The sequence below is a fragment of the Martinezella sp. CNPSo 3795 genome (assembly GCF_057784475.1).
The window spans coordinates 855964-869440 of the sequence record NZ_JBXSOQ010000002.1; the positions used below are offsets into that span (position 1 = coordinate 855964).

At 58.7% G+C, this 13477-nt stretch carries 14 protein-coding genes; 3 read left to right on the top strand and 11 right to left on the bottom strand.

All coding sequences use genetic code 11. The annotated features are described in order from the left end of the window. Complete coding sequence (gene cyoA / locus AC13QY_RS08875) at positions 1–930, bottom strand: ubiquinol oxidase subunit II (protein WP_488493291.1); 930 nt, start codon at positions 928–930, stop codon at positions 1–3. A gap of 132 nt (positions 931–1062) precedes the next feature. Continuing rightward, positions 1063–1518, bottom strand: a complete 456-nt coding sequence (locus AC13QY_RS08880) for a hypothetical protein (RefSeq protein WP_113396510.1) — start codon at positions 1516–1518, stop codon at positions 1063–1065. A 123-nt stretch (positions 1519–1641) separates the two neighbouring features. On the opposite strand from AC13QY_RS08880, the gene AC13QY_RS08885 reads away from it, so the two are divergent. From AC13QY_RS08885 to AC13QY_RS08895, 3 genes are all read left to right on the top strand, one after another. Beyond that, positions 1642–1794, top strand: a complete 153-nt coding sequence (locus AC13QY_RS08885; protein ID WP_488493292.1) for a hypothetical protein — start codon at positions 1642–1644, stop codon at positions 1792–1794. Positions 1795–1881: 87 nt separating this feature from the next. Next, positions 1882–2442: an NUDIX hydrolase gene (locus tag AC13QY_RS08890; RefSeq protein ID WP_488493293.1), complete on the top strand. Its 561-nt coding sequence runs from the start codon at positions 1882–1884 to the stop codon at positions 2440–2442. Positions 2443–2585: 143 nt separating this feature from the next. Continuing rightward, a complete protein-coding gene (locus AC13QY_RS08895; protein WP_488493294.1) occupies positions 2586–3491 on the top strand; it encodes a c-type cytochrome in 906 nt (301 codons plus the stop codon). 6 nt (positions 3492–3497) lie between these two features. On the opposite strand, the gene AC13QY_RS08900 is transcribed toward AC13QY_RS08895, so the two are convergent. The 9 genes from AC13QY_RS08900 to AC13QY_RS08940 all read right to left on the bottom strand — a co-directional run bounded on the left by AC13QY_RS08900 (position 3498) and on the right by AC13QY_RS08940 (position 13323). After that, positions 3498–3827, bottom strand: a complete 330-nt coding sequence (locus tag AC13QY_RS08900) for a c-type cytochrome (RefSeq protein WP_488493295.1) — start codon at positions 3825–3827, stop codon at positions 3498–3500. Positions 3828–3891: 64 nt separating this feature from the next. Then, on the bottom strand, positions 3892–4788 hold the full coding sequence (locus tag AC13QY_RS08905) for a cytochrome c oxidase assembly protein (protein WP_488493397.1): 897 nt from the start codon (positions 4786–4788) through the stop codon (positions 3892–3894). A gap of 295 nt (positions 4789–5083) precedes the next feature. Then, complete coding sequence (locus AC13QY_RS08910) at positions 5084–5686, bottom strand: cytochrome c oxidase subunit 3 (RefSeq protein ID WP_113353028.1); 603 nt, start codon at positions 5684–5686, stop codon at positions 5084–5086. Beyond that, complete coding sequence (gene ctaD, locus AC13QY_RS08915) at positions 5683–7596, bottom strand: cytochrome c oxidase subunit I (RefSeq protein ID WP_488493296.1); 1914 nt, start codon at positions 7594–7596, stop codon at positions 5683–5685. Before ctaD ends, AC13QY_RS08910 begins: the two co-directional genes overlap by 4 nt. Further along, positions 7593–8591, bottom strand: a complete 999-nt coding sequence (gene coxB, locus AC13QY_RS08920) for a cytochrome c oxidase subunit II (protein ID WP_488493297.1) — start codon at positions 8589–8591, stop codon at positions 7593–7595. The genes ctaD and coxB overlap by 4 nt, the downstream gene beginning before the upstream one ends. Beyond that, on the bottom strand, positions 8588–9193 hold the full coding sequence (locus tag AC13QY_RS08925; RefSeq protein WP_488493298.1) for a c-type cytochrome: 606 nt from the start codon (positions 9191–9193) through the stop codon (positions 8588–8590). The genes coxB and AC13QY_RS08925 overlap by 4 nt, the downstream gene beginning before the upstream one ends. Before the next feature lie 26 nt (positions 9194–9219). Continuing rightward, the gene (locus AC13QY_RS08930) at positions 9220–11622 is read right to left on the bottom strand and encodes an FdhF/YdeP family oxidoreductase (RefSeq protein ID WP_488493299.1); all 2403 of its coding nucleotides are present in this window, start codon (positions 11620–11622) and stop codon (positions 9220–9222) included. 214 nt (positions 11623–11836) lie between these two features. Beyond that, on the bottom strand, positions 11837–12562 hold the full coding sequence (locus AC13QY_RS08935; protein WP_488493300.1) for a metallophosphoesterase family protein: 726 nt from the start codon (positions 12560–12562) through the stop codon (positions 11837–11839). Positions 12563–12564: 2 nt separating this feature from the next. Next, on the bottom strand, positions 12565–13323 hold the full coding sequence (locus tag AC13QY_RS08940; protein WP_488493301.1) for a hypothetical protein: 759 nt from the start codon (positions 13321–13323) through the stop codon (positions 12565–12567). Between the last annotated feature and the right edge of the window lie 154 nt (positions 13324–13477).

Here is a 13477-nt window from a genome sequence, read left to right on the forward strand (position 1 = left end):
TCAATCCTTTCCGCCAGTAGAAGTCTCGCGACCCGCATGTTGTGGGGACTCGGCCTCGGGACCGGGACCTGGCGGAATCGTCTGTTGAACAATGGCATCGAAAAGCCCGGGATCCGCCAGCCGATAGGCCACAGGCTGAACGCGCTCGCTCTGCTGTAAGAGCTTGCCATACTCATCCCCATCGAGAGGAAGATCGGTCGCCTGAGTGCTCTTCATCCAGGTTTCAAACTCTGCATCCGGAACGCTTCTGACCTCGAACTCCATGTCCGAGAAACCGTCGCCGGAAAACTGAGCGGATATGCCCCGCAGGCGAGCGGATTCATCCGACTGAAGGTGCAGTTGCGAAATCATGCCAGGCATGGCGTAGATCATCGATCCAAGCCGAGGCACGAAAAACGCGTTGAAGACGCTCGCCGACGTGATCGAAAAGTGTACCGGCGTGCCAGTCGGGATCACGACTTGATTGACGGTGGCAATCCCGTTTTTTGGATAGATGAAAAGCCATTTCCAATCGAGCGATACGACCTGCACCTCGAGAGGTGGCTTGCTCGATGATAGCGGCCTGAACGGGTCGAGCCTGTGCGACCCGATCCAGATCAGACCGCCAATGAACATGATCGTCAGGATTGGAATCGACCAGACGACCGCCTCGATGCGTCCGGAATAGGACCAATAAGGGAGATATTCCGCTCGGGGATTAGAGGCGCGATAACGCCATGCCATCCAGAACGCCAGCAGGATGGTCGGAACCACTATGGCGAGCATGATCACTGTGGCGTTGATCAGAATCGAGGCATCACCGGCGCCTACGGGGCCGACCGGGTTCAGTACCGCCACGGAACATGAAGAGAGGCCAAAACTCAATAGGCAAAAAGTCGCGCCGTGCCATCCGCGAGCGGACGCCGATTTTGGATTTTCCAAGCCGCGCATTCTGGATCGTCCTCTCCGTTGCGGCTCACCGAACTTGCAACGTCAGGCATTGTTCCATCCAAAATGTCGTCTTGCGGAGTTCAGCGCGCCGCCGTTTTCGTAGCGCTGCGATTCCTAGTTCAGGTCAAATGATCAGCGATCGATTTGCGTGGGAAGAATCGTATCGACAGACACCTCGCCTTCCAGCACGCCGCGTTTGAGGTCGGTTCGGCCGCGAGCAATCTCGATCACGGTATAAAGCTTGTCATCGCGAAATGCGCTCGCATTGCTGGTCGTCACATCTTCGGCAGGGGCCGCATCGACTTCCATAAAGTCAAGCTCATTGCCCGCCGCCACGATGCGCGCGTCGCCTGCAGTCCTAGCCGCCACGACAACCGTGCCATGATCACGGGCGTTGTCCCAATGCGGATCTTCCGGAGCGGCGATGGGTTCCAACCGGTAGATATTCAGAACCTCGCCGACATCGGTTGCTGAAGCAATGGTTGCCGCATCCCGAAGCTGACTCTGGCTCTCGACCGATCGCCCGAAGGTTGTTCTACTGGTTGCATTATTGACGTCGTCGGTGCCTGTTCTCGAAACATTCGACATGACATTCCTCGTTAGTTCCTGCATCCGTGTTCCCTAACCGCCTTGCAATCGAATTGGTTCCCGCCTTTCCAGTGCCGCGCCTCGACCATCACGCTCAGAAATGAACCCGAAAGGAAACGATGCATGATTCATTCCGTGGTTGCTTTTTCGACCAAAGCTCCACTTCATCTGATTTCACGTTCCGGTCACTCCAACCCCAAGGAATCTCGACGTGACCATCTCAGCGCAAGACGTTTTCCCACCATCCGCGGCACCTTTATCGCCGACGCGCGTTGAGTGAATGCAAAATTGACGTCAGGTAGTGGGATCGGCACATTCTCTTGCCAATTCCTGGCCAAATGGCGTCAACGGAGGGAAATGACAATGGAACTGAAGCCATGGACGATCCAATCATCGCGGCAGATCCTAAAGGATCGGTGGATCGACGTGAGAGCCGACGACTGCGTAACCAGTGAAGGTCACCTGATCTCTCCCTACTACGTGCTTTCATACCCTGATTGGGTGCACGTCGTCGCAATTGGTGACGACAGTTCAGTCTTGTTGCTGGAGCAATACCGCCACGGACTGAATATCATATCGCTCGAAGTTCCCGGTGGAGGAATAGACGCGGGCGAAACGCCTTTGGAAGCGGCTAAGCGTGAACTTCTTGAAGAGACGGGCTTCGAGGCTCGCAATTGGCAATATTGTGGGCGCCTTGCACCCAATCCGGCGATGCAAACCAACTACAGCCACATCGTTTTAGCGACCGGGCTGACGGAGAGCCAAGCGCAGATGAACGATCCTTCAGAACGTGTCGTACTGTGTCAGCTGCCTTTGATGGAAGCGGTAAACAAAGCCCTGACGGGTGGGATCTGCCAAGCCATTCACACCTCCGCCCTGCTGCTTGCCCTTGCGCGAGGAAACCTTCTGAAGATCACCACTTAGGCACGGAACCAATGGAAGGGACATGCGCGATTGACTATCGATAATCTTTAGAGCCGGCCGCCCATAAACGGAACGGATAGCCCAATGGGCAGTTCTATGAGAGCGCGATCTTTCGCGCTCCACCGAATCGGTCGATAAAACGCATGCGCATTCTGACTTGGCTGTGCCTGGCCGCCCTGCTGGCCGCCCCCGTGATCTGGTTCGTGACGGAACCTGCCATGCCTTTTGCGACGGGTGATCCTCGCCTTCAAGACAACGGCGATCCGGCGCGGGGCCAGCTTATATTCGCCGCCGGCGACTGCGCGTCCTGCCACGCCACCCCAGGCCAGAAGGATCGTCTGAAATTAAGCGGCGGTCTCGCACTTGCGTCGCCTTTCGGCACATTTCGTGCGCCCAATATTTCATCCGATGCCGTTGATGGCATCGGAAAATGGAGCACCGTCGATCTCGCCAACGCGTTGATTGGCGGTGTTTCGCCGCGACATCAGCACTACTATCCGGTATTTCCCTATCCCAGCTATACGGGCATGCGGCTCGAGGACATCAAGGATCTAAGGGCCTATCTGAGGACGTTGGCTCCGGTTTCCGGCCGCCCGCCCGCGCATGATCTGTTCTTCCCATTCCGCATGCGCCGCCTATTGGGCTTTTGGAAATTGCTGTTCTTCCGTGAAGGGCAGACGCAGGGGCCTGTCAGCACCGATCCTGTCCTGGCTCGTGGCCGCTATCTGGTCGAGACCCTGGGCCACTGCGCGGAATGCCACTCGTCGCGCAATATGTTCGGTGCGATAAAGCCAGAAACACGGTTTGCCGGCGGTACCGACCCTGAAGACACCGGCTTCGTTCCCAATATCACGCCGAGCCGGATCGGAAATTGGTCCGAAGCCGACATCGCGGAAATGCTGAAGAGCGGCAACACGCCGAACCATGGCCGCGTCGGCTCGTCCATGGCCGAGGTCGTCACCAACATGGCGATGTTGCCACCAAGCGATCGCCAAGCCATCGCGCGTTACATCAAGACCCTGCCTCCTCGGCCGACACCGCATCCTTAAATGGGATCAATGAGTGTAGAGATAGGCGGCGACATCCCGGGCCTCGGCTTCCGAGATCCCTGTTTTCGGCATCGCCGAATTGGGCGAAAAATCCTGCGGCGACACGATCCAATGAACGAGGTTATCGCCCGTATTGTTGGCGACGCCGCCAATATAGACCCGTTTTTGAAGACCCTCCAAAGTCCCGCCCACCTGACCATCGGCACCGGCTATGCCGGGGATTTGATGGCATCCGGTGCACCCATATCGACGAAAGATCGGCGGTGCGCGGGAGGGATCCCCGCCTTCAGTCAGCACGCGCGCAACCTGCAATTGCCGCTGAGAAGTCTTTGCCATGTTCGTGCCAACCAAAACGCAAAGCACTGCAATGGCTGCCGCGCCTAGCCAGATGCTGCGATATCTATAAAGGACGGATGCGTGGAACACGGCCCGCTCCCCTGCTGGCATTTGCTATCCATAGGGCTGCCATCGCGAGTGCGGCGCCGGCATAAATCGTTCCGGCTGGAATCCACATGACCATTCCCGCGAGCTGCTGATCCTCGAGCGGCGTAAGCCCCCATGTTTCCGCAGCATGCGTCTGAGCGACATAGAGGACGCGCGGCGCAAGTGCCATCAGCGCACCGAGTGCTCCAGTGTGCAGCATGGTCAGGAACAGATGCCACGCCGCGACGCCGTGATTGCTGCGCCAGAAGATCGACCACCAGAATAGGATAGCGGTGGCGAAGAAGCTCAGATGCTGGAGGCGATGCAGCGTGACATCGCCAACGGCGGCATCGAACAGGATCGGCGCATGCCAGGCCCATATGGCGACAGCATGCGATAGGGTGGCATTGGTTCCTCCGCTGAGCCAGCGCCAGACGATCCGCACGGAGCTCCGCCTCATCGCCCTCCCCGTCCAGCGCCTCAGCCGATCCGGCAGTCCCCAGAGAAGCATGCCTGCCGGTCGCGCGATGACGATCACCGGAGCGGAGATCGCCATGATGATTTCGTGCTCGATCATGTGAAAGGTAAAAAGCTGCTCTCCGAGCCAGTGCAACGGAGACAGCAGCGCAACGGCAAGCGTCACCCAGCCGACCCAATAACAAAGGGCACGCTTCGCCACGAGGGGTCTGCTCGTTCGAGCGCGTCGCCTTAGCCTCCACCAACCTCGGCCGTAAAGAAAAGCCGCGACCGCTAACGGTGTCACGATCCACGGGTCGATCGTCCAGACCGAATGAAAGAGATGCGCTTCCGCGCCATGGGCGGCAGCCTCCCGCCCCGTCATCAGCAGGATCATGAGGGCGGCTAATGCTCGCATACGTTCAAGAGCCACGCGGCTCCTCCCTGCAGGAAAAGCGCGAAGGCGATGGCGAGCCCGACGAGGACACTGAGATGGCGGAGGAACAGCCCCGTTCGCGCCTCCTCGGGCGTAGAACCGGCCCGCGCTATCGCCGCGCTCGCCAACGCAAGTAGAATTGAGACGGAAGATGTCAGGACGGACCAATGCGTATGCCGGCTGCAATCGACATAGGGGAGCATCTGGCCAAGCTGGGTATTGCCGGCCCATACAAGCGGGGCAAGGATCAAACCCCCATATTTTGCCGCCGTGGCCATCATAGACGTGGCACCCAGTAAATGCATGCGTACAAGGGAATCCACGCCACCACGACAAAGTTCCAGTACATTGCATTATCTTCGACATCGCCGAAGCGGCGCGGATTATCGGCATGCCTTGAAAACATAAGGCCGGTCAGTACCAGCGTATCGATGAGATCCGTGACGATGTGGGTCGTATGCAGCCCCAGCATGGTCCAAATGATCGAGCCATACGCATTATCGTCCCAGCGTATGTTGAGGACGGCGAATTCGAAACCGCGCAGGATCAGCGGCACCGCCCCGAGCACCGACATGACGATAAGCCCGATCCGCACCTTGTGTAGATCTCGTTGCCGTGCCCAGCGGGACACGAGAATGTTCGGCACGACGCTTGCCAGCAATATCGCGGTCAGGGTCGTTCCGGGAACGAGGCCCGGCGCCGGTGCGTCGATTGGCCAGTGCGGGGCGAGGCTCATCAGGTAGAAATAGACCGCGATCGCCAATGCGAAGCCGGACCCTTCGATGAGCATGAAGGCACAGGTTCCCCACCAGGTCGGGCTTGCCCTCCCCATGCCATGAGGCGGCAGCCTTGAAACATCGAGGACGACGCGCTCCTTCATGATTCATCCTCCGGCGTCTGCTTCGGCCAGAACCAGCCCGTCAAGGTGATCCCGATCGGAATTGATCCCCAAATGACCGCCCAAGGCGAGAAGATCGACCAGATCAGCATCACCGTGGTGGCGAGAGCCGCCAGGAGCGGCCAGATCGAATTTCGTGGCGAGGACTCGCTTGCTTCCGGCCGCGCTTCGACGACGCTGCTGACGATCAATTCGCGCCGGTCGGTGCGCAGCCCGGCGGCGACCGCGAGTTCATCCGGCTGCGTCCATAGCGGATCGCGTGCGCCGACCACCGGGATACGACGAAAATTGAAGCATGGCGGCGGTGACGATGTCGCCCATTCAAGCGTCGAGGCATTCCATGGATTCTCACCGGCGATCTGCCCGGATCGAGCGCTACGGATGACATCGATGAAGAAGACGAGGAATCCCAGTGAAAGGATAAGGGAGCTGAAGCTCACGAACATGTTCATGCCGGCCCAGGGCATTTCCGGCTGATAGGTGTAGATGCGCCGCGGCATGCCCTCGAGCCCGAGAATATGCATTGGAAAGAAGGTCAGATTGAAGCCGGCAAAGATCAGCCCGAACGCCCAGCGGCCGAGCGTCTCGCTCATCATCCGTCCAGTCATCTTGGGAAACCAGTAATAGATCGCGCCTAGCAAGGGAAAAACGGCGCCGCCGACCAGGACGTAATGGAAGTGTGCGACGACGAAATAGGTGTCGTGCACCTGGGTATCGAACGGAACCGAGGCGACCATCACCCCGGTCAGCCCACCGACGACGAAGGTCACGATAAAACCGATGACGAACAACAGCGGTGTCTTGAAGACAGGCCGTCCGCTCCATAGCGTCGCCAGCCAGCAAAATATCTGGATGCCGGCGGGAATGGCGATCGCCATGCTGGAGGCGGTGAAGAAGCTCTCGCCGAGCTTCGGCAGGCCGACAACGAACATATGATGCACCCAAAGGCCGAAAGCCAGGATTCCGGTTGCGATCAGGGCCATGACAAGCGGAAGATAACCGAATATGGGGCGGCGCGAGAAGGTTGCCGTTATCGTCGACACCATGCCGACGGCTGGCAGGAAGATAATATAGACCTCGGGATGGCCGAAGAACCAGAACAGATGCTGCCATAGCAGCGCATCGCCGCCCTCCGCGGGATTGTAGAAATGCGTCCCCACCAGACGATCGAGGATCAGCGTCGAGCTGGCGAGCATGATTGCCGGCATGGCCATGATAACGAGGAAGGCCGTGACGAGCATCGACCAGACGAACAGCGGAATGCGGTCGAGCGACATGCCCGGCGCACGCTGCTTGAAGACGGTGACGACGATTTCCACCGCGACGGCCAAGGCCGCGACTTCCGTGAAAGTGATCATCTGCGCCCAGAGGTCGGCGCGCTTGCCCGCGCCATATTGCGGACCGGACAAGGGCACATAGGCAAACCATCCGACATCGGGCGCGGTATCGAGCGCAAACGAGATCCACAACAACAGACCGCCGGCGAGATAGATCCAATAGGAAAAGGCATTCAGGCGCGGAAAAGCGATATTGCGGGTGCCGACCATGAGCGGCACGAGATAGACCGCCATGGCTTCCATGACCGGCACGGCAAACAGGAACATCATGTTTGAGCCATGCATGGTGAAAATCTGATTGTAGCGGTCCGGGCCGATGAAACGCGCCTCCGGCTGCGCCAACTGCAGCCGCATCGCGAGCGCGAGCAGCCCGCCCAAGGCGAGAAAAACGAATGCGGTAACGATGTAACGGCGGCCGACGAGCTTGTGATCGACTGTCGTGAGGGCACCCCAGACACCAGTCGGCGTCATCCAGGTCCGCGCAAGCCGCCGTTCGAGCTCGCCGTCCTCGAACATCAAATCCGTCGGTTGTGTCGGTTTGTCGTCCGCCGTCATCGCAGACTTTCCATATAGGCGGAAAGCTGCCGCAGCTCGTCACTGGAAAGTGGAACCATCGGCATGTTGTTTCCCGGTTTCAAGGTCTGCGGATCGGCGATCCAGGCGGCAAGTGAACCGCGGGTATTATCGAGCAACCCTGCCGCGATCGTCTGGCGACTGCCGACATGGGTCAGGTCCGGCCCCGTCGATCCCGATGCCTCGGTTCCGCGTATGGTATGGCAAGCCGCGCAAGGCTTGCGCATGAAGAGAGCCTTGCCGGCCGCAGCCTCTGGATCGGCCGGCGATACGCTATTGGCCTTCTGGGCGGCGGCCCAGCGCTGATAGGCGGCCATGTCCTCCGCGATGACGAACAGCGCCATATGGCTGTGCTGAAGCCCGCAGAATTCCGCGCATTGACCGCGATAGACACCTGGCCGTTCCGCTCGTATGGATATGACATTCTGCCGGCCGGGAATGAGGTCGCGCTTACCGGCGAGGCTCGGTACCCAGAAGGAATGAATGACATCCAGGCTTTCGAGCTCGATGCGAATATCGACACCAACCGGGATATGCATCTCATTGGCCGTCTGAAAGGACTTGGTCGGATCGACATCATCATAGATGAATTGCCACCACCATTGCTGGCCGCGAACCTTGATCGTAAGACCGGCATCCTCGGACATGCCGAGGCCGCGCGTTGCATGGAAGCTCGCAATCGTCAAACCCGCGATGATGACAACAGTCGCCGCGACGGCCGCCGTCACCAGCTTACCCATCCGCAGCTCACTTTCGGAGCTTGGACTTTCCCGCGGTCTCCTGGCGCGCAGCAATGCGAGGACCAGCACGATCATGACCAGTGCCCACACAGCGCAGCAGACGACCACGATCCCGATGATGAGATGCTTGAGCTGAACGGCCGCGGCCCCCTCGGCATTCAGGGCGGACTGAGCGCCGTTGCATCCTGCAATTAGGATGGCCGACAGGAGCAGGAAAACGGCAGCGCCCGCTTTCAATGGGATGGCTCCTGTACAGCGTTCGGTCCGGCAGGGCCCTCGTCGAACAGAATTGCCGCCGGCGCGCGGTTTTCCGCCGGACGGGTCTGCTTATCGTCATTGCGGCTCGGCGCGGTGGTCTTGGCCTTATATGCGCCGATCGTCTGGACGTAGCCTGCGAGTTGCCAGATCTCGTCAATCGTCATCTTGTCGCGAAAAGCCGGCATTCCATGCGGCCGGCCATCGCGGATGGAGGCGGCTATCGACACCATCCCCGGACCATAGAGCCACCAGCCATCCAGGAAAGAAGGACCGATCCCGCCACGCCCGTCGCCATGGCATGCCCCGCAACCGAACCAGGAATAGAGCCGTTTGCCCTGGCTAAGATCGTAAGCGGTGGTCTCATAGGGTTTGCCGAGGGCAAAATAGATTTCCGGCGGAGTGCCGCTGATACCGTTTGGCATCAGGCGCAGCTCGGCCAAGGCTGCTCCGACGGCGGGATCGGTTCGATATTGTCGCCCTTCTCGTGCATCGCCGATGAGCGCGGCCGCGCCGAGGGTCACCAGAAAAGCAACGGCTACGAATGTGCGATCAAGAAATTCTCTACTTACCTCCCACGGCATGGCTGATGTTCCAACCTGTTCGGGATTCAATGAACCGGAGCCGCGCCAGAGCGGACAAGGCGCACGGGCAGCAGCTTGTAAGACGGTGTCTTCGCCTTGGCGTCATGATGGCTCAACGGGAACAGCGGGTTGGCTTCCGGGTAGTAGGCGCAGCAACATCCTTCCGGCATGTCATAGGCAACAATGGTGAATCCTGTGACCCGCCGCTCCGTTTCCCGATCGATCGCGGTCACCAGATCGACGGCCTCGCCGTTGCTGAAGCCCAGGCGCCCTACATCCTTTGTGTTGACGAAGACGACCCGCCTGGTTCCTTCTATACCGCGATAGCGGTCGCTAAAGCCATAAATCGTCGTGTTGAACTGATCGTTGGAGCGCAACGTCGCGAGATGAAGGATATCGTCGCTTTGCGCATCGAGCGAAAACTCCGGAAACAGGCGGTCAGGCGTAATGAAATTGGCCTTGCCGTTGGGGGTCACCCATTTACGTTCCCGCGCGGGCAACGGTCTTGGAATGCCGCCAGGATGGAACATGCGCTCGTTGAAGTCCTTGAACGTCTCCGGATAGGTTTGCTCGATGGCGTCGCGGATGGTCGAATAGTCAGCAACCCAGCGGTCCCATGGCACGACACCCTTGGTCAGCGTCGCCTTTGCCATTCCGGCGATGATTGCGGGCTCGGAAAGCAATTCCGGACTGGCGGGCTTGGCCCTTCCACGCGAGCCGTGAAAATGCGCGACCGAGCTTTCCATCGAAACCGCCTGCGGGCCGCTCGCCTGTTCATCGATTTCGATGCGGCCGAGACACGGTAGGAGATAGGCGATTTCGCCATGAATGACGTGGCTGCGATTGAGCTTGGTGGCGATCTGGACGGTCAGGCGCAGCTTCCGCCATGCATTCTCCATCGCGACGGTTTCAGGAATGGCTCGCAGAAAATTTCCGCCGAGGCTGACGAACGCCCGCGTCTCGCCTTCAAGAATCGCTTTGCATGTTTCGACCGTGGTGTGGCCGATCCATTCCGGCGGCTGGAACTGATAGAGTGCGGCCAGCTTGTCCAGCGGCACGAGGCCCGGCTTTTCCGTGATCCCCACCGTGCGCTGACCCTGAACATTCGAATGGCCACGGACTGCGCAGATATTGGCCCCCGGCTTACCGATATTGCCGCGCAGAAGCGCGAGATTAACGACCATATGTACGTTTTGGACACCCATGACATGCTGCGTAAGGCCCATGCCATAGACCATGAGAACCGCATTCGAGTTGGCATAGGTCGAAGCAGCCTGCTGCATCTGGGCCCGCGTCAGGCCCGAGACACGCTCCAGCTCGGCCCAATCGTAAATTCGCGTCGCGGCCGCGAATTCCTCGAAGCCCGCGGTATGTTGGCGGATGAAATCGTGGTCAAGGACATGCTTCTTGTCGGCGGCTGCCATCGCTGCGGCAAAGGCGACCGTTCCGGCATCGGAGGGATCGTCCGGTATCGCATCGCTTCCCGTGACCTTGCTGGTACCGGATGCTTTCAGAGCATCGTCGGCCTCGATCAGCGCCTTGCACACTCCGAAAAGCGCGGCGATATCGCCGCCGTTCTTGACCTGGTAGTATTCCGAGGAAATCGGCGTTTCCTTGCCGGTGAGCATCTGACCGGGCATCTGAGGATTGATGAAACGCTGCAGCCCCGGCTCGGGAAGTGGGTTGAAGGTGACGATCTTGACGCCTCGGTTGACCGCATCCTGCAGGTCGTGAAGCATTCTCGGCGAGGACGTACCAACGTTCTGCGCAAGATAGAAGATGCAGTCGCAATTTTGGAAATCGGACAGAATGGCCGTACCGATCGAAGCGCCGATGCTGTCCGGCAGGGCGACGGATGTGCTTTCGTGGCACATGTTTGACGAATCCGGCAAATGATTGCTGCCGTATATGCGCGCGAACAACTGATACATGTAAGCCGTTTCGAGCGACGCCCGCCCAGACGTATAGAAATCAACCTGCTCTGGGGACAGCGCCCTCAACTCGCGGCCGATCTCCTCAAAAGCCACATGCCAGGCTATGGGTACGTATTTGTCCTTTTCCGCATCCCAGCGCATGGGATGCGTCAGACGCCCTTGTTCCTCGAGATCATGGTCGGGCCAGGTTTCAAGTTCGGTGAGCGTATGTGCCGCGAAGAAGGCACGATCGGCGCGCCGGTTGGTAACTTCCCAACTGGTAGCCTTGGCACCATTTTCGCAGAACTCCAACGGATGAGGCTTGGCAGGCTTGCCCCAAGCGCAACTGACGCACATGTAGCCGTCGGACTTGTTCTGATGCGCCAGAAGGGATGGGCCCGCGATCGGAATATGCTCCCGGAGGAGAATGCCACCCACCGACTTCGCAGAACCCCATCCACCTGCTGCGGGTTTGCCGGCTGTTTTCGATGGTTCGTTTCTCGGGTGGGTAGCCATGATGAAGATCCTCGATTTCCCACAAAGAACCAACGACAAGCTTTTCTGTTCCCTAGCGCCCGTGCCGGCGACGACGGCCATGGCGTCAGCCGGCATTGCCGCTAGAGCCGGATGATTTTAGGTCGAGTCAACCTAAAATCTGAATCCGCTCTAGAATCAAAAAAGCAGAGCGTGATGTCGTCCGAAAACCGCCTACACTTTTCGGCATCACGCTCTAGAGATCGATGAGTGCGTAAGGCTTGCCCGTGGGTTTCTCGATGTGGGCGGCGACATTGAAAACTGGTGCTCCTGCGGGGGTCCGGCTCTCATAGCTGCCCCGGTGCGCGTGTCCATGGACGACTGCATCGACCTTGAAGCGATCGATCGTTTCGGCAAGACGCGATGAGCCGAGAAAGGGAAAGATTTCCGGCGGTTCGCCGACGACTGTATCCGTGATCGGCGCATAGTGCAGAACCACCATGGAGCGGCTGGCCCGAACCTGACGCATGGCGTTTTCCAGCCGCATGGTTTCATCGACGCTTTCAGCAACCATCGCCTTGATGGCGGGCTCTCCGAAGGAACTCAGCATGTAGCGTCCAAACCCTCCGGCAAAACCTTTCACGCCGACGAAGCCAACTCCGTCGATCTCCACTGCTCGGCCGTTCAAAAGCTTCACGCCAACGCCCGTGAGAATGGACGTTACCTCCTCGACGGCACCGCTTTCATAATCATGATTGCCGAGCACCGCCACCACCGGAACCGTGCAGTTGCGCAGGTCGGCGGCAAGCAATTCGGCCTCTTTCGGCTTGCCGAGGTCGGTCAGATCACCGGCGATGACCAAGACATCGGCGACCGAACAAATGTCGGCAAAAAGCGCCTTATAGGATTGCTCCCGATCTTCCTTGACATGAAGGTCTGCGACGGCGGCGACTCTCAATTTCCGTCGTTGATCATTGGCCATCGTCAACTCTCCTCTTCGCCGTCGCCGCTTACGTCGGCGAAGCCCCATTCCTTCACGTCAATTTCAAAATCGACACGAGAATACATCCGGCCGCGGCATATCTTCGTCTGTGGCAAAGGCAGGTCACGCTGAGCGCTTAAACGGTCGAGTAGCTCGTCCATCAGCCAGTCCGGAATTTTGTCGCGCTCGGAAGGATAGATCCAGCGGAAATTGAGAAGATGGATCAGCAACACTTCCCAATTTACCTCGAGATATTCCAGCAGCTTACGCCAATCGATCTTGTCGTGTGCCTTCAGGATCACATGGGCGACGTCGGCACCGTCATAGCGATGCCGGAGCTGAACGAAGCATTTCGACCAGATTAGCTCGGTTGCCCCAGCGATGCGAACGGAGCAATCGCACATCTGGAACCGGCGGGCGTCCTCGAACCAGTTATCGTTTACAGGCGTCGCTCCATCAGGGGATGCAAAGATCACATCGAAGAAGTGCCGTCCCTTGGAGATCTTCCCTAGCCAGCGCTCATCTATCACCTCTATCGAATAGCCATGACTCTGAAAATTCGAGAGAATCCGTAGAAAATCGCCTGCCTTGCAAAAAATATCGCAATCCTTCGTTTCGCGCGAAATTCCCGTGTAGGCGCTGACCGCGTAAGTGCCCGCGACGAGGAACGGGATCCTGGACTCAACGAGATCCTTGATAACACTCGCAACGAAGGCCTCAGCATCCGGATCGGTTAACTTAGGCACCGCCTTCGCTTCCATCGGCGAATTATCCCTGGTGCTCAAATCCATATTCGCGGGAGCATTCATTTGATCGCCGCCTAGCTGAAGACATATTAACTTGAACACCGTCGACGGGCGGTTGTTCCATTGCCCATTTAAGACAGATGTTGATGCGCCACTGAGCGCACGGACA

Coding starts and splice junctions, on each gene's coding strand:
- AC13QY_RS08895 (WP_488493294.1), top strand. CDS start 2,586: ATGCGCATTCTGACTTGGCTGTGCCTGGCCGCCCTGCTGGCCGCCCCC.
- AC13QY_RS08935 (WP_488493300.1), bottom strand. CDS start 12,562: ATGGCCAATGATCAACGACGGAAATTGAGAGTCGCCGCCGTCGCAGAC.
- AC13QY_RS08910 (WP_113353028.1), bottom strand. CDS start 5,686: ATGAAGGAGCGCGTCGTCCTCGATGTTTCAAGGCTGCCGCCTCATGGC.
- AC13QY_RS08880 (WP_113396510.1), bottom strand. CDS start 1,518: ATGTCGAATGTTTCGAGAACAGGCACCGACGACGTCAATAATGCAACC.
- AC13QY_RS08930 (WP_488493299.1), bottom strand. CDS start 11,622: ATGGCTACCCACCCGAGAAACGAACCATCGAAAACAGCCGGCAAACCC.
- AC13QY_RS08890 (WP_488493293.1), top strand. CDS start 1,882: ATGGAACTGAAGCCATGGACGATCCAATCATCGCGGCAGATCCTAAAG.
- ctaD (WP_488493296.1), bottom strand. CDS start 7,596: ATGACGGCGGACGACAAACCGACACAACCGACGGATTTGATGTTCGAG.
- AC13QY_RS08885 (WP_488493292.1), top strand. CDS start 1,642: ATGATTCATTCCGTGGTTGCTTTTTCGACCAAAGCTCCACTTCATCTG.
- cyoA (WP_488493291.1), bottom strand. CDS start 930: ATGCGCGGCTTGGAAAATCCAAAATCGGCGTCCGCTCGCGGATGGCAC.
- AC13QY_RS08905 (WP_488493397.1), bottom strand. CDS start 4,788: ATGCGAGCATTAGCCGCCCTCATGATCCTGCTGATGACGGGGCGGGAG.
- AC13QY_RS08925 (WP_488493298.1), bottom strand. CDS start 9,193: ATGCCGTGGGAGGTAAGTAGAGAATTTCTTGATCGCACATTCGTAGCC.
- AC13QY_RS08900 (WP_488493295.1), bottom strand. CDS start 3,827: ATGGCAAAGACTTCTCAGCGGCAATTGCAGGTTGCGCGCGTGCTGACT.
- AC13QY_RS08940 (WP_488493301.1), bottom strand. CDS start 13,323: ATGGAAGCGAAGGCGGTGCCTAAGTTAACCGATCCGGATGCTGAGGCC.